The sequence below is a fragment of the Fluviicola taffensis DSM 16823 genome, assembly GCF_943372375.1.
GTDB classification, from domain to species: Bacteria; Bacteroidota; Bacteroidia; order Flavobacteriales_D; family Crocinitomicaceae; genus Fluviicola; species Fluviicola taffensis_A.
On the sequence record NZ_CALRYJ010000019.1, the window covers coordinates 38,212 to 57,734 of the forward strand.

The 19,523-nt window shown below is 40.2% G+C and carries 19 protein-coding genes; 8 read left to right on the plus strand and 11 right to left on the minus strand.

Going from position 1 to position 19,523, the window contains the following annotated elements; genetic code table 11:
• The first annotated feature begins 109 nt into the window (after positions 1-109).
• The 3 genes from AAG807_RS18790 (at position 110) to AAG807_RS18800 (ending at position 2,491) form a co-directional block, all read left to right on the plus strand.
• Positions 110-529 (plus strand): helix-turn-helix domain-containing protein, encoded by a 420-nt coding sequence (locus AAG807_RS18790; protein ID WP_341907408.1) that lies wholly within the window; start codon positions 110-112, stop codon positions 527-529.
• A gap of 141 nt (positions 530-670) precedes the next feature.
• Positions 671-2,209, plus strand: a complete 1,539-nt coding sequence (locus AAG807_RS18795; protein ID WP_341907411.1) for an MFS transporter — start codon at positions 671-673, stop codon at positions 2,207-2,209.
• A gap of 60 nt (positions 2,210-2,269) precedes the next feature.
• The gene (locus tag AAG807_RS18800; protein ID WP_341907414.1) at positions 2,270-2,491 is read left to right on the plus strand and encodes a DUF6814 family protein; all 222 of its coding nucleotides are present in this window, start codon (positions 2,270-2,272) and stop codon (positions 2,489-2,491) included.
• A 147-nt stretch (positions 2,492-2,638) separates the two neighbouring features.
• On the opposite strand, the gene acs is transcribed toward AAG807_RS18800, so the two are convergent.
• From acs to AAG807_RS18830, 6 genes are all read right to left on the minus strand, one after another.
• Complete coding sequence (gene acs / locus AAG807_RS18805; RefSeq protein ID WP_341907417.1) at positions 2,639-4,543, minus strand: acetate--CoA ligase; 1,905 nt, start codon at positions 4,541-4,543, stop codon at positions 2,639-2,641.
• A gap of 25 nt (positions 4,544-4,568) precedes the next feature.
• Positions 4,569-4,934, minus strand: coding sequence for a response regulator (locus AAG807_RS18810; RefSeq protein WP_341907421.1), 366 nt, complete (start codon positions 4,932-4,934; stop codon positions 4,569-4,571).
• Between the two features lie 5 nt (positions 4,935-4,939).
• Entirely contained in the window at positions 4,940-7,615 is a 2,676-nt protein-coding gene (locus AAG807_RS18815) for an ATP-binding protein (RefSeq protein ID WP_341907423.1), read from the minus strand.
• Positions 7,616-7,720: 105 nt separating this feature from the next.
• Positions 7,721-7,915, minus strand: a complete 195-nt coding sequence (locus AAG807_RS18820) for a hypothetical protein (protein WP_341907425.1) — start codon at positions 7,913-7,915, stop codon at positions 7,721-7,723.
• A 30-nt stretch (positions 7,916-7,945) separates the two neighbouring features.
• Positions 7,946-9,256, minus strand: a complete 1,311-nt coding sequence (locus AAG807_RS18825; protein ID WP_341907428.1) for a hypothetical protein — start codon at positions 9,254-9,256, stop codon at positions 7,946-7,948.
• A gap of 303 nt (positions 9,257-9,559) precedes the next feature.
• Positions 9,560-10,102, minus strand: coding sequence for a hypothetical protein (locus AAG807_RS18830; RefSeq protein WP_341907431.1), 543 nt, complete (start codon positions 10,100-10,102; stop codon positions 9,560-9,562).
• Positions 10,103-10,263: 161 nt separating this feature from the next.
• On the opposite strand from AAG807_RS18830, the gene AAG807_RS18835 reads away from it, so the two are divergent.
• Positions 10,264-11,226, plus strand: coding sequence for a hypothetical protein (locus AAG807_RS18835; protein ID WP_341907434.1), 963 nt, complete (start codon positions 10,264-10,266; stop codon positions 11,224-11,226).
• A gap of 75 nt (positions 11,227-11,301) precedes the next feature.
• Here AAG807_RS18835 and AAG807_RS18840 read toward each other — a convergent pair whose 3' ends face one another.
• On the minus strand, positions 11,302-11,694 hold the full coding sequence (locus tag AAG807_RS18840) for a hypothetical protein (protein WP_341907437.1): 393 nt from the start codon (positions 11,692-11,694) through the stop codon (positions 11,302-11,304).
• 86 nt (positions 11,695-11,780) lie between these two features.
• On the opposite strand from AAG807_RS18840, the gene AAG807_RS18845 reads away from it, so the two are divergent.
• From AAG807_RS18845 to AAG807_RS18860, 4 genes are read left to right on the plus strand one after another with little or no spacing between them, the layout of a single operon-like run.
• Positions 11,781-12,791: a PorP/SprF family type IX secretion system membrane protein gene (locus AAG807_RS18845; protein ID WP_341907440.1), complete on the plus strand. Its 1,011-nt coding sequence runs from the start codon at positions 11,781-11,783 to the stop codon at positions 12,789-12,791.
• Positions 12,773-15,016 carry a hypothetical protein gene (locus tag AAG807_RS18850; protein ID WP_341907443.1) on the plus strand — a complete coding sequence of 748 codons (2,244 nt, stop codon included), beginning with the start codon at positions 12,773-12,775 and terminating at the stop codon, positions 15,014-15,016. Before AAG807_RS18845 ends, AAG807_RS18850 begins: the two co-directional genes overlap by 19 nt.
• 53 nt (positions 15,017-15,069) lie before the next feature.
• Positions 15,070-16,329, plus strand: a complete 1,260-nt coding sequence (locus AAG807_RS18855) for an acyltransferase (RefSeq protein ID WP_341907446.1) — start codon at positions 15,070-15,072, stop codon at positions 16,327-16,329.
• Complete coding sequence (locus tag AAG807_RS18860) at positions 16,322-17,353, plus strand: DUF4886 domain-containing protein (RefSeq protein WP_341907448.1); 1,032 nt, start codon at positions 16,322-16,324, stop codon at positions 17,351-17,353. The genes AAG807_RS18855 and AAG807_RS18860 overlap by 8 nt, the downstream gene beginning before the upstream one ends.
• A gap of 87 nt (positions 17,354-17,440) precedes the next feature.
• Here AAG807_RS18860 and AAG807_RS18865 read toward each other — a convergent pair whose 3' ends face one another.
• The 4 genes from AAG807_RS18865 to AAG807_RS18880 form a co-directional block, all read right to left on the minus strand.
• Entirely contained in the window at positions 17,441-18,235 is a 795-nt protein-coding gene (locus tag AAG807_RS18865) for a DUF4886 domain-containing protein (protein ID WP_341907451.1), read from the minus strand.
• A complete protein-coding gene (locus AAG807_RS18870) occupies positions 18,228-18,617 on the minus strand; it encodes an HIT family protein (RefSeq protein ID WP_341907453.1) in 390 nt (129 codons plus the stop codon). Before AAG807_RS18870 ends, AAG807_RS18865 begins: the two co-directional genes overlap by 8 nt.
• Entirely contained in the window at positions 18,617-19,090 is a 474-nt protein-coding gene (gene greA / locus AAG807_RS18875; protein WP_294860311.1) for a transcription elongation factor GreA, read from the minus strand. The genes AAG807_RS18870 and greA overlap by 1 nt, the downstream gene beginning before the upstream one ends.
• A gap of 229 nt (positions 19,091-19,319) precedes the next feature.
• Positions 19,320-19,523 (minus strand): T9SS type A sorting domain-containing protein (locus tag AAG807_RS18880; protein WP_341907456.1); only part of this gene is annotated, 204 nt, incomplete at its 5' end.

A 19,523-nucleotide genomic window follows, 5' to 3' on the forward strand; every position in this document is an offset into this window, starting at 1 on the left:
CACAAGGCTATGAAAGCACTCATTTTCTTTTCATTAGGTCTTTTTTATTTCAATTATTTGACAACATATCGCTAAAATACTATATTTATGCAAAAATAAAATAGTATCGATGAAAATTGAAAGCTGTCCGAAGTGTAGAAGCCCCAAAATCATCAAGAGCGGTATTGTGAATAATCGTCAGCGCTACACCTGCAAGCAATGCTCTTACAACTTTACAGTCGATAAGATCGGGAAGAAGATTGATGATTACTACATCACCAAAGCACTTCAATTGTATTTGGAAGGATTGAGTTACCGGGAAATCGAACGCATCATCGGCGTCTCCCATGTCACTGTTTCCAATTGGGTAAGGCACTACAAAATCAAGCGGTTAAATGACGGGATGTATCACCCGACCTACCGAATCATTACTCACCAGGAACTGGTTGAACAACTCAATAACAAGGAGTTCCTGACTGGAGCAGGCATGATCATCACCGAATTGGGCGATAAATTCATGCTGATTAAATGGGAACGTTTCCGAGACTAACTATACTCTTTACAAAAATATATAACTCTTTTTACGCTTTAGTTTGAATTACGGAATATTGGTAAAATCAAATAACGAAGGAGCTCCGGAACTCCCAAGTTGTTTTAGCTACGAACTTATTAAACTGTAATTCAAACGAACATGAGTAACAATACATCAACTAAAGGAATCTGGAAAGTCATTTCCGCGTCCTCAGTCGGAACCCTCATTGAATGGTACGACTTCTACATTTTCGGAAGCTTGGCAGTGGTCATTTCCACTAAATTTTTCCCAGCCGACAATCCTGTCGCAGCATTCTTATCCACACTGGCAACTTTTGCAGCCGGATTCGTCGTTCGACCATTCGGAGCATTGTTCTTTGGCCGTTTAGGTGATTTAATCGGAAGGAAATACACCTTCATGGTAACACTACTCTTAATGGGTGGAGCCACTTTCCTGATCGGTTGCGTTCCTTCCTACGAAAGTATCGGAGTATTTGCCCCTATTTTGATCTTATTACTCCGTTTACTGCAGGGACTTGCGCTTGGCGGGGAATATGGAGGAGCAGCAACCTATGTGGCAGAACACGCTCCAAGTAATCAACGCGGATATTGGACTTCCTGGATTCAAACTACAGCCACTTTCGGATTATTCGTTTCCCTGATGGTAATCCTGGTAACACGTGGAGCATTAAGCGAAGAACAATTCGACAGCTGGGGATGGCGGGTACCATTCTGGGTTTCCATCCTGATGGTATTGGTTTCTTACCTCATCCGCAAAAAAATGCACGAGTCTCCTGAATTTGAGAAAGCAAAAAGCGAAGGGAAAACTTCTAAAAATCCATTGAAAGAAAGTTTTGGTAATAAACTGAATTTCAAATTCGTACTTCTGGCTTTGTTCGGCGTTGCCATGGGACAAGGTGTTGTTTGGTACACGGGACAATTTTACGCCATGAGCTTCCTCAAAACAGTCATGAATATTGATGCCCAGCAAGTAGATACACTCATGGGAATCGGGCTTTTAATCGGAACACCTTTCTTCGTCGTCTTTGGCTGGATGTCGGACAAAATCGGTCGAAAGAAGATCATGCTTGCAGGGATGCTTTTAGCGATTATATGCTATCGTCCAATTTACCGATTGATGTACGAACGAACAAATGTCGAGAACAAAAAAGAATTGATCGTATCGTCCAAAACGGATGCCTCCGCAACTTTAGTCGCAACCGGAACCGATTCGCTGTATGCAATAACAACAACCTATTCAGACGGAACTATTTGGAATCAAAAGAAAACGGTTCATTTGGACAAGGAAAACAAGGTAATCATAGCAGCTGGAAAGCCACGCATTGATACTAAAACAGCTATTACCATTCCAAGTTCAGACAAATGGTTTCTCACCTTCCTGGTTTTCATTCAGGTGATTTTCGTAACAATGGTTTACGGACCGATTGCCGCTTTCCTGGTAGAGCTATTTCCTGTCCGAATTCGCTACACCTCCATGTCATTGCCGTATCACATCGGAAATGGAATATTCGGGGGACTTTTACCCGCTATTTCAACTTATCTTGTAACACAATCCAAGGAAACGGGAAGTGCGGAATTCTATCTGGATGGTCTGTGGTATCCGATCATCATTGCCGGAATCAGTTTCGTCATCGGACTAATCTATGTAAAGGACAAGAAACCGGAACAAGTCAATTAATTAAAAAATGCACAAAACGGAATTTTCCAATATTGACATTACTAATTTAAAAAATACACTATGAATATTTTTAAACGAATCTTAGGCGTTGTCTGGCTTTTGTTAGCCGCGCTCTCAGCATACTTCTGTATCGTGAAGTTTGGAATTCCCAAATTCTCAACGGGAAGTCAGGATGATCTGGTATTTGGGATTATCATTCTCTTTATACTCACTCCACTGATTGTTTTGGGACTGGCTATCTTCGGGATCTACGCTTTGAAAGGTGAATATGACGACGAATAGTTCATCGGCATATCAACAAAAACGAGTAGAGGCGGAAAATTTTCCGCCTCTACTCGTTTTTACAATTTACAAATAGACATCTGTCTATTAACAAAAAAGTCGGGGCGAATAATTATTCGCCCCGACTTTTTTATTTCATATTGTAAATTACAATGCGTTCTCCACAATCTCATCGACCACCAAGGGATCAAGCAAGGTAGAAGTATCTCCTAAGCTTGTCACATCGCCTTCAGCTATCTTGCGTAAGATCCGGCGCATAATTTTACCTGAACGTGTTTTCGGCAAGCCTGAAACAAACTGGATCTTTTCAGGAGCTGCTATCTTACCGATTTCAGCCACCACCGACTCCATGATGTCTCCACGTGCAAAATCCTGGTCTTCCAACGGCACTTCGTGCTCACAAACCACGAAAGCATAAATCGACTGACCTTTCACGGGATGCGGATATCCAACAACTGCAGATTCGATCACATGTTTATTGGTATTGATTGCATTTTCAATCTCCGCAGTACCAAACCGATGACCTGAAACATTGATCACATCGTCGATTCGACCAATAATGCGATACATTCCGCTTTCATCACGTTTCGCTCCATCCCCTGTGAAATAGTATCCATCGTAGTGCGAAAAGTAATTGATGCGGCAACGTTCGTGATCTCCATAAGTTGTTCGCAAAATCGATGGCCAAGGGAATTTGATACACAAATATCCTTCTTCATTCGCCTCTTCAATTTCTTTCCCTTCCTGATTCAATAACACCGGTTGAATTCCCGGCAAAGGATAACCGGCAAAAGTCGGTTTCTGCGGAGAAATATTTCCAATCCCGGAAATCATGATTCCACCCGTTTCGGTTTGCCACCAATTATCAACCACCGGACAACGTCCTTTTCCAACATGTAACTGATACCATTTCCAAGCTTCTTCATTGATTGGTTCACCGACCGTTCCGATTATTTTCAAGGAATCCAGACTGTAAGAAAGCACATGATCATCTCCACAAGCCATCAAGGCGCGGATTGCAGTTGGTGCAGTCAAGAATTGATTCACCCCATACTTATCAATGACTTGCCAAAAACGACCCGCATCCGGATAAGTCGGAACTCCTTCAAACATCACGGTTGTTGCACCACTTAGTAAAGGTCCGTAGACAATATAAGAATGTCCGGTAATCCAACCGATATCAGCTGTACACCAAAACACATCACTTTCTTCGTACTGATAGACATTTTGGAATGAATAAGCCGTATAAACCATGTATCCGCCACAAGTATGAACGACTCCTTTCGGCTTCCCGGTTGAACCGGAGGTATAAAGAATGAACAACGGGTCTTCTGAATCCATCGGCTCCGGAGCGCATTTCTTCGCTTGCCCGGCAATTGCATCTGCCCACCAAATATCTCTTCCTTCTTCCATGTGCGGCAACCAGCCCAGGCAATCAAATACAATGACTTTTTCCACGCATTTCACATTTTCCAATGCTTCATCCACCACACGTTTCAGCGGAATCTGTTTTGGTCCGCGATTCAATCCATCTGCCGTAATGACCAATTTTGCTTGTGCATCATCAATGCGATCGGCCAATGCATGTGCAGAAAAACCGGCAAAAACAACTGAGTGAATTGCACCGATTCGGGCACATGCCATCACTGCAATAGCCAGCTCAGGAATCATTGGCATGTAAATACACACCCGATCTCCCTTTTCCACTCCTTGCGCCTTCAATGCATTCGAAAACACACAAACCTGCTCATACAATTCACGATACGTATAGCGTATGAAACGCTGCTTGGGATCATTTGGTTCCCAAATCAACGCCAACTTATTACCGCGTTTTTCCAAGTGACGATCCAACATGTTTTCCGTAATGTTGAGTTTCGCACCTTTAAACCATTTAATATCGGGTTCGGTAAAATTCCATTCCAGAACTTTATCCCACTTCTTCATCCATTGAAACTCATTGGCGATATCTTCCCAAAAGCCTTCCGGATTTGAGACACTTTGAGCATACTTTTCATGATACTCTTCAAGGGTTTTAATTTGCATTTTATTCATAGTTCCAGTTTTATACAGATTTTTATTACAACAATTCCATGATCTCTACCAGTAATTGTTTTGTACTAAATGGTTTGGTTACATATTTGTCAGCCCCCATTTTCAGACCCTTTGAAATATCTTCAGGTCTTGATTTTGCCGAAAGGAAAATGATTTTCGTATGACTAAACAAAGGATTTGATTTAATGGTTTGACACACGTCATATCCATCAATATCCGGCATCATGATATCCAAAATGATTAAATCAGGGATATGTTCATTCGCCACACTTAGTGCTTCCGTACCATTTCGGGCTATCAATGGTACAAACCCCTTCCGCCTCACCAAATAGTCTAACGACAATACAATATTCGGCTCATCGTCTACTATTAAAATCTTCTTTCCTGTCATAATTCTTAATCTCTGTTCTGGATAAATGGAATACTAAATGTAAACACGGAACCTTCTGGTTCATTTGTATCTACACCTATTTTCCCTTCGTGAAGTTGAATAATTTTTTTGGAAATTGCCAACCCCAAACCACTTCCTTTTGGTTTTCTCATGGTTTGATTTTTTGCCTGGAAGAATTTCTCAAAAATAATCTCACGCAATTCAGGAATTACCCCCGGACCATTATCGGCAATTTTCACCTGAAGCACCGAGCCTGTTCGCGCGATATCAATCCACACTTTCCCACTTTCTTTATCACAATATTTCGCGGCGTTTGCCAGTAAATTCAATACAACCTGTGTAATCCGATCAGAATCAGCCTCTAAAGCCGGAAGCCCTTCCTCGATATCGATGCACACCTGAATATTGTTTTGTTTGAACACACCATCCAATGATTGCAAACAGTGTTGAATCAATTCCGAAATATCCACTTTATCAATAATCAACTGGTGTTTCCCTGACTCAAAATTTTCCAAATCCAAAACTTGCGAAATCAAGCGCGTCATTCTATTGGATTCCTTCAAAATAGTAGTCAAGAATTCTTTCTTAACTTCTTCCGGCATGGCATCTTCTTCATCCGAAAGCAGTTCGCTCAAAGCTTTTATCGAGGTCAAAGGAGTGCGCATCTCATGAGTAACCGTGTACAAAAATTCATCTTTCAACAAATCATTTTCCTTCATGCGAGCGTTAGCCAATCTCAATGCTTCTGATACCCGTTTCAATTCATCTGTCCGCTGTTGCAACTCTTTGTTTACCGCAATGATTTTTTGGGATTCCTCCAAAATATTCACCACATCTTCCATGGATAGCTTTTCCTCTTTGACAACCGATGAAATTAAAATTTTTGCCGAGGAAGCTCCCACAATCGGGCTCAACATTTTCTCGGAATAGCCAATCAACCGAGAGTCCAATTCATCCTGATCCTCCAGATTGATCCCTTGCTTTTGAGCAAAATGATTCAATTCGGCAGTTACCCTTCTTTCACCCAAAAACCGGGACAGCAAGGATTTGATATCCGGAAAAAATGCGGTTCCTTTCCACACCACTCCCGAATCCACATCCGTGGAATAGTTCATGATATCGACGTAAAGTGTCGCTTGATTTTGTTCCAAAGCTGTTTGTTTGGTCAGAATTGACCCGATGATATATCCCAAAATATTCAGGAGTAAACTCCAAAAGAGAACCGTCGTAATTAAGTTACCTTCCGGGCTAACAGCTTGCCCTGTGTGAGAAGCTCCAAAAAAACCATGCAAGTTCACATTTAGAATCGTCGGACCGATCAGAAAAACCAACCAAACAAAGAAACCCAATGAAATCCCGAGAATTGCTCCGGATTTATTTCCCAGCTTCCAAAAAATCCCTCCCAGGATTGCCGGAGCAAACTGAGCCACTGCAACAAATGAAACCAATCCGATCGAAATCAAGGTGAAGTCGGCAACAACCAATTTATGATAGAGATAAGCCAGAAGAAGCACCGTAAAAATACTCAACCGTCTAAAAAAAACGGGAATGCGGTGATTCCGGTCTTTAAACCTATTCAAAACGAAGCGATTGTTGATAAAGCTCGGCATCAAAATCGCATTGGAAACCATTTTACTTAAAGCATGAGTGGAGACAATAATCATTCCGCTGGCAGCAGAAAACCCACCCAATAAAACAAGCAAAGCCATCCAACCATTATTCAGATGAATCGGAATAGACAACATATACATATCCGGATTCATTTTACCTCCGGCAAACATGTTGTTCCCAATGACGGCAATTGGAATTACAAAGAGGTTTATCAGCAACAGATAAATAGGAAACATCCAAATCGCACGTTTTACCTTTCGTTCGTTGGCAGCTGTCACCACTCCCATTTCGAACTGACGCGGCAGAAATAAAAATGCCAAAGCGGATAAAAAAATCATTCCGAACCATTGCCCATAATCGTTATGGGGATTTAACTTCAACTTACTTGCATCGAAATCAGCAAATAATTCCGGTTTATCGGCCGCATACAAAACAATATAGAGTCCAAAGAATAGAAAAACCAATAACTTCACAATGGACTCCAGGGCAATTGCCCCAACCAATCCTGTATTTTGTTCTTTCTCCTGAAAACGTTTGGTAGTAAAGATGATAATGAAATACCCCAAACCAAGTGTCACCAATAAACTGGTATCCACATAGCGCAACCAGGCATTTTGTTCTGTTCCGTTGTTGGTAACGATGGTCTCAATAGCCTTATCGATCCCGGTAATTTGCAAGGCGATATAAGGAATAATCCCCACCATGAGAAGTATGGCTACCAAGCGATTCAAACCAATGCTTTTATCGTAGCGATTTGCGATGAAATCAGAAAGAGAAGAAATCCCCTGCGCTCTGGAAATACGAATGAACTTTCGGTAAACAAACCACAAGAAAGGCATTAGAATAATTGGTCCAATGTAAATCGTGAGAAATTGAATATTGTAGGCAGAAGCACCGCCGACACTTCCAAAGAATGTCCAAGCCGTACAATAAACAGCTAATGAAAGCGCATAAATAGTCGGAGAATTGGCAACTCGCAATCTCAATCTGGTAGACGCATCAATCCTGTACGCTACAAAAAAGAGCATTGCCAGATACGCCACTATGACCAAAATTATTAAGCCACTCATTTATTTTCCATTTTACATGAAAAATAGTTCAAAGGGAAAAAGGTTCAAAGAGTTCAAGCAAATTTCCTTTGAACCTTTTGAACTCTTTCAACTTTTGAACTACCTTCATTCTTTATTTCGTTTGGCGATGAGAAAACCGACCACGCTGATGCATAACACTACCCCAGAGAAATAAATCAACAAAGCCGGAATTCCCAACCAAACTTTACCTTCCATCAGATGAATGATCGGATAATTAAACAAAACGAACCCAAGTAATCCAAGCAAAAAATAGCTCGTTTGAATTTTGCGTTTATCCATCTCTTTTTTTATCTGAAAAGATACAGCAATTTACAAGTAAACCATAAATTGTAGTGTCAGTTCGTTTTTATAATTAATACTTTCAATATCAGAAAAATCAGGTCGTGCCCGATAGTTCAATGTGATTTTTGAATGATGCCCAGCCAAGAATACATTTAGACCTGCATCGATTGTATTTACCGGAACTAATTCATCTGCTGCGTTTCGCAATCCTACAAAACGAGCATGTGAAAACGCTCCGTAAACCTGAAAACGGGTTGTTAACTTAAAGTCAGGGAGCAAATAACCAACCTGCCCATAAAAAATTTGTCCTGTTCCAATCGTCGGCAAGGCATTCCCTCTGTAAACACCTCCTCCATCAGCAGTATTCAGAATTCCGATACTTCGAACATAATCTTTCCCGAAGTTGTAATTATAATAACTTCCATAAAAAGTGATTGCGTCTTTTCGCTTGCTTAAGGGCATATCCAGAAACACATCTGCCCCTAACTGTAATTGATCTTGCGTCACCGTATCTCCATCTGAATTTCGGTGCCACATTCCATCTTTCCAATGATCGAATCCAACTCCGATATTGAACACTTTCTTCGTTCCCAAATAGGATCCGACCATAAACGGCAGCAAGTTGCTTTCTTCATCCAGGAATTCATAGTTAATATAGCCCGCTGTACTCCATGATCGACAATAGGGATTGTAATCCGAAACGTTCGTCGCAATTGTTTTTGCTTCGTTGGCCTGGAAAGGGTCATTTGCCGCTAAACGGTAATCCAATTTACCGATTTTACCTTTCGCGAAAATCCCTAAGTAACGCGCAAACTGATCGCTTTTATCAATATTATACCAATTGAAAATCGGAGCATCTTGAGCCAGGAAGTTCAAGGTACTTGCATTTGTCATTCGTGAAACACCATTCCAGTAATGCAAACCTGCACCGATATTTAAAAAACGTTTGAACACCGTATAATCCACATATGCTTCATGAAGGAACAATTGTGGTTTTTTTCCGTTTGCAGCAGAAGCTCCTCCGCTGAATGTACTTTGATTGTTAATCCCAAAATGCGTGAGAATCAAAAAGCGGTCACTAATTTGGGAATAGGTTAAAAACCGGGATCTTCTAATGGAAATGTCATACGATTCATTGATTGGTTTCCCTGCAAGTGTGCTTCCATCGTTATTTTGATTGTACTTCAGCCAAATCTGATGCCAGGTGAGGAATCGGATGTATTTCGAACCGTCATCGTTCAATTTGATCTTCAAACCACCATCATAGGCTGGAAATCCTTGTCCAAAAAGGGTATTTGTGCAAAATGCGATAACTCCAAAAAGTAGTAGATGTTTCATGCTTATTTGAATTTTCGTTAATAACCTGGATAGCACAGCTAAGAGACGAAAAAGGAAAGCTATCTCAAAAAAAGATATAGTTAATTGGTTAAACTATATTTTTCCTTTAAAAATGGGAACTTAACCCATGTATAGAAAAGAAAAATTCAAAATTCAAAAAATAGATCTTGATAAAAACTAGTTAAATAAAGGAGTTTATTTAAATATATTTCTTTTGTAAAGCTATAGTATTTTAGCAATTTAAAATTTCAAAAAGAAGTTATTGGGCATAAAAAAACCCTGACGATTCTGTCAGGGTTTCAATTATTCATCAATTTTGTACTTCTTAAAGAACGAATCCCAATCCCAAAGGAAATTGATCATGATCTGATCCATCCGTTTCAAAAATAATGGATTGGGTGATTGCAAGCGTTTGAAATATTCATCTTGAAAATCATTCAGATCGTATTTTTGAAACACGGCTTTAGACATCGCATAAACCATATTCTTAGAAGGATGGTTGATGCGCTGCATAAATTTCTGATATTCCCTCACTTTGGCTTCCGCATCAACTGCCGATACGCCCATCAATGAACCCATTTGTTCAAAAATGATTTTCTCGATTCTATTTGCCTGAACCGTTTCAAAAGTTGTTTCCAACGATGAAATATTGGCAACCACCACAATCATAGTGAATTGTCCGTTACGCTCAGCAGGAATAGAAGGAGAAGAAACAAAAGCCAAATCTTCATTGATTAGATCCACAACCTCAACGAAGCCATTGTCCACAATCTCGAAAATTCCGTTCAGGAAAACATTCGCTAATTGTGTGTCTGACAATCTTTTTTTTAATAGTGTCCCTAGCATAGGCCTGCATTATATCGTTCCTACAAATTTAGGTGGGAAGGGCTTGTTATTTTTAAGTCATGTTATTTAAATGTTAACTAAGTTATTAACATTATCTGTCCAACTTTTCACAATCTTTCAACGTTTTCCTTTTTTGGTTGTACATTTATGAAAAGCGCACTATGAAATTAATCCGATTTGTTGTCTTTTTACCAATCCTATTCACTCTCTTCTCCTGTTCAGGTGAAGATGAAAAAAACATCAATGACAATTCCAACAATATCATTCAACTAACTGGAAAGCAGCAGCGTGATACGGTGTTTTTACATTTCAACATCCCAAAAAAAACAATTCGAGCCCAACGTACCGGAAAATTGGAACGCTTGGTCGAAAATCCCGAATTCAAGAAAAACAGCTTACTGATTCAATTTGATGATTACGATGCATTTGTTGAATTGAGTGGCGAAAAAGAAGCTTTGAAAGAAGACCTGACAAACGCAATTGACAACCTCCCAAAATCACTGAATCCTGTCGAAAAAAAATGGCGCGACTTTGCAACTAAATTGGTTCCTGACAAAATCATGCCCGCATTCCCGACAATGGAGTACAAGGAGGAAGCAGGATTCATCGAAGAGGCAAAAATTGAAGAAAAATACCGGGCAATCCAAAAGAAAGAGCTAACAATCCAGAACTATTTTCAATTAAGCAAAGAAGATGGATTTATTACAAAGGTTTACGCACATTCAGACGATTATGTAAAGAAAAACAGTCCGTTAATTGCTTATCATCCCAAAAAGATTCGGGTGATTGCGGAAGCTTCGTTCCCCCTAACCCGACCAATCATTGCTCAAATCAAAACAGATTTATTGGTTCGACTTCCGGTTGACCGTGTAATCAGAACCAAGCTTTCTCCGACAAAAATCACTTATTCATTGACCTTGAATCAAAAACTGGATCCTAAAATCTGTCCGAAATACGTGATCGTCAATCAGAAACAAAACGTGTTTCACATCCCGAAAGATTTTGTCGGGAAAGATAAAAAGGTAAAAGTAATTGGAGAAGAAATGCCTTATCAGGCTTATTCCAAAAATGGCGACTACCTGATCTACAGTGATGCATCTTCTTTAAAGGTTCAACGACCTTAAATCAGGTTAACATCACCATTTTGAAAATTAGCAATAGTTGAATATTGTGATGTTCATTCTGGCTTTGGAACCCGCTTACTTCTTTTTAATAAAGTAATTGTCCTGATATTCAATCGGATAACTTTGTATCACAATGGTGTCCCCCCGATAAAAAAGTGGTTCATAGCTGTTTTTCGTTCCAAAAAGCACATGGTTTTCATCATCCAAAAAAGGCATTTTGGTTTCAATAAAGCTCATTTTACGAACCTTTTTCCCATTCTTGTAAAACAGGATCTGATCTTTCCTATTGATGGTAACTGTAAAAAGCTCTTTCTCCTCTTTTGCATACGAAACAGAACGGTCTGCAACCGATTTGTAATATTTGTAGTCTCCTAATAACTCGGGGTAGACACGCTCAATTAATCCGTCGCCTCGAAATGAACAAACGAGTAAAGCAACTCCAATGAATAAAAAAAACTTTTGTACCATCCAACGAAATTACCCAATTTATTGGATGTTCCGCTCCTGCTTGACTGAAGTACTTCTATGATTGATTTTATTGTATATTTGATTCAATGAGAAAAGGGAATAATTACCTACTTACTGGACTTTTGGTAATAGCATGTACTTTTAGGTTAGTTGCTCAGGATATCCATTTTTCCCACCTCAACAGACAACCCATTTATCAAAACCCAGCGAATACAGGGCTTTTTGCCGGCGACATCCGCCTTACCGGAAACTACAAGGATCAATGGAGAAGCGTGACTGTTCCTTTTCAAACTTTTGCAGTTGCAGGAGATCTGAAATGGAAACAAAAAGGAATCAACTTTGGAGCGATTCTCTTTCACGATAATGTGGGTGACGGATTCTATCAAACATTGGAGTTTTTAGGAAGTGTTTCCAAAAACCTGAAATTGACCAGCGATTCCACCCACACACTAAGCGTAGGGATACAAGTTGGATTGAATTACCGTAAAGTGAACATGGATAAATTCTATTTCGACAATCAATTCAACGGGCTCATTTTTGACGCAAGTCTCCCCACCAATGAAGCTTATCAAAACGACAGCAGGGCAAACCTCACCAGTGGTGCAGGAATAGTTCATTGCTATTACTACGGAAAAGGGAATTCATTGAAAACAGGAATCAGTGGTCACAACTTGAACCGCCCGAATCAAGGGTTTTACGGCGTAAAGGTTCCACGAGATATCCGAATCAGTTTCTTTTCACAACTGGATCATGCGATTAATAAGCAATTAGCAATCATTCCGGGAATCGGATTCAATCTTCAAGGGAAATACCGGGAATTATTGATCGGTTCTCAAGTGAGATATACCCTGGTCAACAAATTGGGAACCTATCGCGCTGTTGATGGTGGCTTGTGGTTTCGATCAAGGGATGCCGTTGTTGTCCGAGTGGGATTAGCAATGCAAAACTGGTCGGTTGCCGCAAGTTATGATACCAATATTTCCAAATTGATTCCGGCAAGTACTGCCCGTGGAGGATTGGAAATCTCTGTCGAATACATTCTTACACGCTTCAAACCCAAAAAAGTCATTCACCGAATATGTCCAGATTATATCTAATCCTTTTTGCACTTCTCTCATTTACCACTTACGGACAAAATATGCTCGGTAAGTACCTGGATTTTGCAGATGAGCAATATGCAAAAGGGGATTACATCTATGCGCTTCAATACTATGAAAAAGCCATGGAAATTGATTCCAATACGGTGAGCATCATCTGGAAATATGCAGAATCATTGAGAGCATATAAAGATTACCGCAAAGCCAGTTATTACTACCAAAAGGTTTACGAAAAAGAAGAAACAGCGATTTATCCCTCCAGTTTGTTGCAATGGGCATTGATGGAGAAACAGAATGGAAACTATACGGAAGCGATTGAATTGTTCAAACGGGCAAAAAAGAAATACTCCAAAGACAAACGGACATACAATTACCTGAAGTCGAAGCGCGAACTGGAATCCTGTCTGTGGTCACAAACAGCTTTAAAAGACACTTCCGATCTGGAGAAAATCGAACTGCCAAAGGGATTGAATACCGTTAACTCAGAATTCGGACACACCGTTTCTCAAGGACAATTTGTCTTGTCTTCCATGCGGAGCAAAAAGGAAAATGTCGGGGAAGAAATGTTGGATGACAACTACAAGAACCGCCTTTATTTCACTACCTGGAAGGATAGCTTGAAGGAAGTGAATCCCGGATTATTGGAAAGTCTCAACAAGGCAGAAGTCAATACCGGGAACGGATGTTTCTCTCCTGACGGTAAACGATTCTACTACAGCAATTGTGGGGGCGACGAAAATCAATTCAATTGTCAGATCTGGGTTTCCTCCTACCAAAACGGCAAATGGTCGAATCCGAATCCCTTGGGGGAAATCATCAACGAACCCGGAACAAATAACACCACTCCAACTATCGCTGTCATTGAAAACGAGGAATGGCTTATTTTCTCATCCAATCGGGAAGACGGGAAAGGTGGAATGGATTTGTACTATTCAGTCATTAAGAACAACGGAAATCAATTTTCAAAAGTCAGACCATTGAATGCCGCAAACTCACTCGACAATGATATCAGTCCTTTTTATAATGCGGAAAAGAAACGGCTTTACTTTTCTTCCTCCTGGTATGATGGATTTGGAGGATATGATGTCTTTTACCTGGAATTGAAAAACGGACGTTGGGAAGCTCCGCAAAACTTAGGATTGCCAATCAACAGTTCCGCAAACGATTTGTACTATTTCGAAGATCGCGACAGCATGTATGTATCAAGCAACCGCATCGGAGTCCAGTATGTCAAAAACCCAACTTGCTGCAGCGATATTTTCGGATACAGACATCCGCGGATCATTATCCCGGAAACGAAGAAGGAAACTTTGGCAGAATTGAACAAGCGTTTGCCCGTCACCCTTTATTTTCACAATGATGTTCCCGATCCACGTTCCAAGGAACCAACAACGAAAGTCAATTACATCAGTAGTTACAATGATTACATTGCCATGCTTCCGGAATACCGCAAAGAATATGCAAAAGGATTGAGTGGTGAAAAAATTGTGGAGGCAGAAGAGGATATCGAAAGTTTCTTCCTTCAATACGTCGAGCAAGGAGTCAAAGATTTAAGCTTATTCCAAAGTCTATTGTTGGAGGAACTACAGAAAGGATTTCAAATCCGATTAAACGTAAGAGGTTTCGCTTCACCTTTGGCAAAAACTGAATACAACGTAGCCCTGACCCAACGAAGAATCATGTCCTTGGGCAATTATTTGAGAGCATATGAAAACGGTGTTTTCGCTCCTTATCTGGATGGAAATGCACCCAATGGCGGAAAACTGGAATTGGTCGGTGTCCCATACGGTGAATACACGGCGAATCAGGTCACAAGTGACAATCCAAACGACGTAAAGAACTCCATCTTTTCGAGAGCTGCAGCAAGAGAACGGAAGATTGAAATTCAAAGTGTGAGTTATCTGGAAACCGATTCCATCTTCTTCTTCATTGACTGTGTTCCGAACGTCATCACATTGGGAAAAATTCAACAGGGAGAAAAAAGTTTCCAATTCTCGGTTCACAACAACCAGGAGAAAAGCTTAAAGATCAGTGCCATCAAAACAGAAGGAGACCTGGTCAATTTCAGCTTTGGAAACACTGTTCCTGCAAGAGGAAGTTCATTGATCCAGGCTACAACCAGCAAGAAACTTCCCGATGGAATCTTCTCTTTCCCGATACTCATTTATTTTGAAGGTTATTCCTCACCAATTCGTCTGATGCTGCTGGGAGAAACCCCTAAGTAGATTTTATTGAATCCAATTGGTATAAAATGTATCTTTGCTCGTAAATTCAAACTATGTCAGTAGAAAATGGTGCGGTGCCATTAGCGGCTCGTCCACGATTGAAGTTTATAGATATGGCACGTTCCATTGCCATTCTAATGATGCTTGAAGGTCATTTCACGGGTTCTGCTCTGGCAGAGAAATACCGGGATGACAACAATTGGCTTTTTAGCTTCTGGCATAATCTTCACGGACTTACTTCCCCCCTGTTCTTTTGTGTTACAGGTGTTGTGTTCATTTACCTTTTAAGTCGTTCAACGGATGAACCTTTCTTTCAGAATGAACGGGTAAAAAAAGGATTTGGGCGCGTAAGAATGCTCCTTTTCTGGGGATATTTCATTCAATTTGATCTGATCACTTTTTTCCGGGACACTTATTACGGTTTTGAAGATCTTTTCAAAGGAGGAACGCGCGGTTTTGTTTACCATTTGGATTGGTTTCAGGCATTCCATGTGCTTCAATCCATCGGTGTAGGAATCTTTTTCTTGCTGCTCATTTTTGGAATCTATAAGATTATCAAAAAAGGTCCTCTGTACTTGTATTATCTGATTGGTGCCTTGATTATTTTCGTTATTTACGGATACTTGAAAGAGCACATCAAATTATATGGTGTTTCCGAAGGAATCAAAACGGTCAAAGACCCAAGTGCATTCATTCCACAAGGAGCTCCGAAATTCATTCAAAACATGATTTATGGAGAATTCTCCGACTTCAGTTTTGTCCGTTATTCAGGATACGTTTTGATGGGAGGAATGATTGGAGCAATTATTCGCCATTACGAAAAAAATGTGCGTAAATGGTGGTTCGGAGTTACCTTCCTTGTGATCGGCTTATTCTTCAACATTGCCGGACAATCCTTGTTCCATGAATTGGACCAGTTCACCAATTGGATTGGTTTGACAGCTCACGGATGTTTTGAAAACAATACGACAGGTTTCGCCAGAATGGGACAAGTTGCAATGCTTCTGGGCACATTGATGCTGGTTGATTCGAAATTCAAGATCAACGCTCCTTTGTTCCTGAAAATGGGTCAGACCACCTTCCCGGTATACATTGTTCACGTAATTATTCTTTATGGAGGAATAATTGGCATAGGACTTGATCCTGAACATTGGTATCATCGTCAGTTTAACCCATGGCAAGCAGCAGGAATTTCCGCATTCTTTATTACCGTTTTTGTGATTATGGTGAAGTATATTGAGCCATTGACCGAATTGTACTACAAAGTATTCGGAATTTTCTATCCTAAACGAAAAAAGCTTCGTAATGAATAAATTAGTCTTATTCTTCTCATTAATCACCGGAATCAGTTTTGGGCAGCAACCCTCGAATGTCCTTTTCATAGGCAATAGTTTCACGCACATGAACAACATGCCTAAGATCTTTGAAACCCTTGCAAAGTCGAAAGGAAAGAATGTGTATGCAGACTCGATTGCAGTAAGCGGAAGTACATTGAAAGCACACAGTGAGAGACCGAGTACTTACCTGAAAATGAAAACCCGAAAATGGGATTACGTTTTGATTCAAGGATTCTCCAGGGAGTTTGCAGAAGACAGTTCCGTGATTCTGAAGGAATCTATTCCCTATGCAAAACAATTGATTGACAGCATTCTTAAAACAAGTCCCTGCGCCCAAATTTACTTCTATATGACTTGGGGTTACGAAAAAGGATATCCCGAGCAACCTGCAAATGATACCTACCTCAAAATGCAACAACGTATTTGGAACGGATATATGATGATGAGTGATACACTTCATTATCCTGTAATTCCTGTAGGTGCAGTCTGGAGAAACATTCGGGAGATGCATCCGGACATTGACTTGTACTTTACCGATCGATACCATCCGAATGCATTAGGAAGTTTCACTGCTGCCTGCACTGCTTATGCTTCCATTTTCAAGGAATCACCCGTTGGGGGAACGGCTCCTAAAAGAGTGGACAGCACCTATTGGAAGGTGATTCAACAAGCCGCGGCAAATGTGGTATTGAAAAACCTGAATCAGTATAAATTGAATCAGACACGTGTTTTCGACATAAAAGAAACTCCACTGCTTGATTTCAGGGTGAGAGAAACCTGGTTGGCAGCACAATTCACAAATGAGACACATAACCGGGGAGATTATTACTGGGATTTCGGTGATGGTGTGACTTCAACCCAGAAAAATCCGAAGCACTATTACAAGACTTCCGGTACCTACACAGTGACTTTACACATGAGGCAAAACTGTAACAACTTCACTTTGAAGAAAATGGTGACCGTTTCGAATAAAATCAAAAGAGCAAACCAACCGAAGTAAACAAATCAGAATGAGAAACAGAAACAGAATGAGGTCAAAATCATCATTCTCATTCTCATTCTCATTCTCATTCTCATTCTCATTCTGTCAGATTGAATCCTTCAGATAGAACTGGAATTCGGATGTACGATATTGTTTGTTGATGAATCGTTGAATCCGTGTGGATTCATTTTGATTTAAAATTGCCACTTGATCTGCTCCCTCCGGACTTTTCCCATAAATTGCTGAGTACATGGTGCAAGCCACAAGATAAGATCCCTCATACGATGGATGGGAGTTGTCTCTGAGATACAAATTCGCTTCCGGATAAGTAACATGATAACTTCTCCACACTTTGCCTACAGGAATAACCGGCACCTTATATCTGTCCCGCAAATTACTATAACCAGCAGCAACAGCTTCCAGCATGGAATCCGGATCGGAGAATTGTTTTGTTTTCGGATCACCTTTTCTGTAGGGCCAGGTCATGTAGAAATACACTTTGGCGGCTTTTTGATTTTTCTGAATCATTCCAAGCATCTTGTCCAAAGCCGGATAGGTGCGTTTTTTGAATCGGGCAGAGTCCCGCAACATATCTCTTGATGATCCCTGAAGAACAATCACATCCCATTCCTGATCATGCAGTGCATGGTATAGTTTCTTTCTTTTGGATTGAAGATAAAAGGTGTATTTCCCGCGGGTGATATGGGACACGCTCAATTGTTCTCCCTTTGATCTGGCAATCTCTTCGAAAAGTTTGGGCATATTATTTCGATAGGTATAACTATTCCCTACGAAAAGGATGTGTGTTGTTTTCTTTGATTGGGAACAAGAGAAACACAAAACAACGAGAAGCAGAACAAATAAGTGACTACTTGTTCTACCTGAAATTCGTTTATGCATTTTGAATATCCTGTGCAATTTGAGCCAATTCATCCTGGCTTAAACTCAATTTTTCCTGCGCAAAATTCATATCCGCAATTCCATTGATCGGAATCAGATGAATGTGTGCATGGGGAACTTCCAAACCGATAACGGTAACTCCGATCTTGCGACAAGGAAATACCTTTTTGATCTTATGTGATACGGATTTGGCAAAAATCATCATTGCAGCAAGTTCAGAATCCTCCATATCGAAGATATAATCCGTTTCCTTTTTGGGAATAACTAAGGCATGTCCTTTCCGCAAAGGCATGATGTCCAAAAACGCAAGAAAATCGGCGTTCTCTGCAATCTTATGACATGGAATTTCTCCCGATAGTATTTTTGAAAAAATGGTAGCCATTAGCGAGCAATATCAATTACCTCAAACTTCATGATTCCGTTTGGCGTTTGAACATCTGCAATATCCCCAACTTTTTTTCCTAAAAGTCCTTTTCCGATTGGAGAATCCACAGAGATCTTTTTCTCTTTCAAATCTGCCTCACTTTCTGCAACCAGCATATACTCCATCTCCATATTATTCGTGACGTTTTTGATTTTAACGCGCGACAATATAAAAACCTTTGAATTATCCATTAATGTGTTATCAACGATCCGAGCCTTTGAAAGTAACCCTTCCATTTTAGCGATCTTCATCTCTAACAATCCTTGTGCTTCCTTTGCTGCATCATATTCGGCATTTTCAGACAAATCACCTTTGTCCCTTGCCTCTGCAATTTGCTCTGAAATACGAGGGCGTTGCACCGTTTTCATTTCATGCAATTCATCCTTCAACTTCTTAAGTCCTTCTTCTGTATAATATGCGAAATCTGACATAATTCTTTCTTCTGTTATGAGCTATAAATAACAACAAGAGAGCCCAATGGACTCTCCTGTTACAACAAATATATGTTTTTTTATCTACCAAAACAAGCCTGATTCTCTTATTTTAACTTGTACTTCCTCCCCAACACTGAATTTGCATTGGGGCTTCCGAACTAAATTACTAGCTGAAAATCGAAGCGTTCTTGTTTGAGTTAATGCTCGTTTTACTTAACAAAACGAATTAAATTGTTTCCAAATCGACTTGGCGCATTCCTCCGAAGAACTTCACAATACGTTCTCCAACTCCAGGAACTTCCACATGGATCAAATAAACACCACTTGCAATCGGAACCCCAATCGTGTTCTTCAAATCCCAATCGATGTAAGTAACCTGATTGTCTTTCTTGAACTGACGAATCATTTTACCACTTACGTTGTAGATTGT

What these genes read in the sequence shown, in the direction of transcription:
- AAG807_RS18790 (WP_341907408.1), top strand. Translation starts at nt 110, where the DNA reads ATGAAAATTGAAAGCTGTCCGAAGTGTAGAAGCCCCAAAATCATCAAG.
- AAG807_RS18795 (WP_341907411.1), top strand. Translation starts at nt 671, where the DNA reads ATGAGTAACAATACATCAACTAAAGGAATCTGGAAAGTCATTTCCGCG.
- AAG807_RS18800 (WP_341907414.1), top strand. Translation starts at nt 2,270, where the DNA reads ATGAATATTTTTAAACGAATCTTAGGCGTTGTCTGGCTTTTGTTAGCC.
- acs (WP_341907417.1), bottom strand. Translation starts at nt 4,543, where the DNA reads ATGAATAAAATGCAAATTAAAACCCTTGAAGAGTATCATGAAAAGTAT.
- AAG807_RS18810 (WP_341907421.1), bottom strand. Translation starts at nt 4,934, where the DNA reads ATGACAGGAAAGAAGATTTTAATAGTAGACGATGAGCCGAATATTGTA.
- AAG807_RS18815 (WP_341907423.1), bottom strand. Translation starts at nt 7,615, where the DNA reads ATGAGTGGCTTAATAATTTTGGTCATAGTGGCGTATCTGGCAATGCTC.
- AAG807_RS18820 (WP_341907425.1), bottom strand. Translation starts at nt 7,915, where the DNA reads ATGGATAAACGCAAAATTCAAACGAGCTATTTTTTGCTTGGATTACTT.
- AAG807_RS18825 (WP_341907428.1), bottom strand. Translation starts at nt 9,256, where the DNA reads ATGAAACATCTACTACTTTTTGGAGTTATCGCATTTTGCACAAATACC.
- AAG807_RS18830 (WP_341907431.1), bottom strand. Translation starts at nt 10,102, where the DNA reads ATGCTAGGGACACTATTAAAAAAAAGATTGTCAGACACACAATTAGCG.
- AAG807_RS18835 (WP_341907434.1), top strand. Translation starts at nt 10,264, where the DNA reads ATGAAATTAATCCGATTTGTTGTCTTTTTACCAATCCTATTCACTCTC.
- AAG807_RS18840 (WP_341907437.1), bottom strand. Translation starts at nt 11,694, where the DNA reads ATGGTACAAAAGTTTTTTTTATTCATTGGAGTTGCTTTACTCGTTTGT.
- AAG807_RS18845 (WP_341907440.1), top strand. Translation starts at nt 11,781, where the DNA reads ATGAGAAAAGGGAATAATTACCTACTTACTGGACTTTTGGTAATAGCA.
- AAG807_RS18850 (WP_341907443.1), top strand. Translation starts at nt 12,773, where the DNA reads ATGTCCAGATTATATCTAATCCTTTTTGCACTTCTCTCATTTACCACT.
- AAG807_RS18855 (WP_341907446.1), top strand. Translation starts at nt 15,070, where the DNA reads ATGTCAGTAGAAAATGGTGCGGTGCCATTAGCGGCTCGTCCACGATTG.
- AAG807_RS18860 (WP_341907448.1), top strand. Translation starts at nt 16,322, where the DNA reads ATGAATAAATTAGTCTTATTCTTCTCATTAATCACCGGAATCAGTTTT.
- AAG807_RS18865 (WP_341907451.1), bottom strand. Translation starts at nt 18,235, where the DNA reads ATGCATAAACGAATTTCAGGTAGAACAAGTAGTCACTTATTTGTTCTG.
- AAG807_RS18870 (WP_341907453.1), bottom strand. Translation starts at nt 18,617, where the DNA reads ATGGCTACCATTTTTTCAAAAATACTATCGGGAGAAATTCCATGTCAT.
- greA (WP_294860311.1), bottom strand. Translation starts at nt 19,090, where the DNA reads ATGTCAGATTTCGCATATTATACAGAAGAAGGACTTAAGAAGTTGAAG.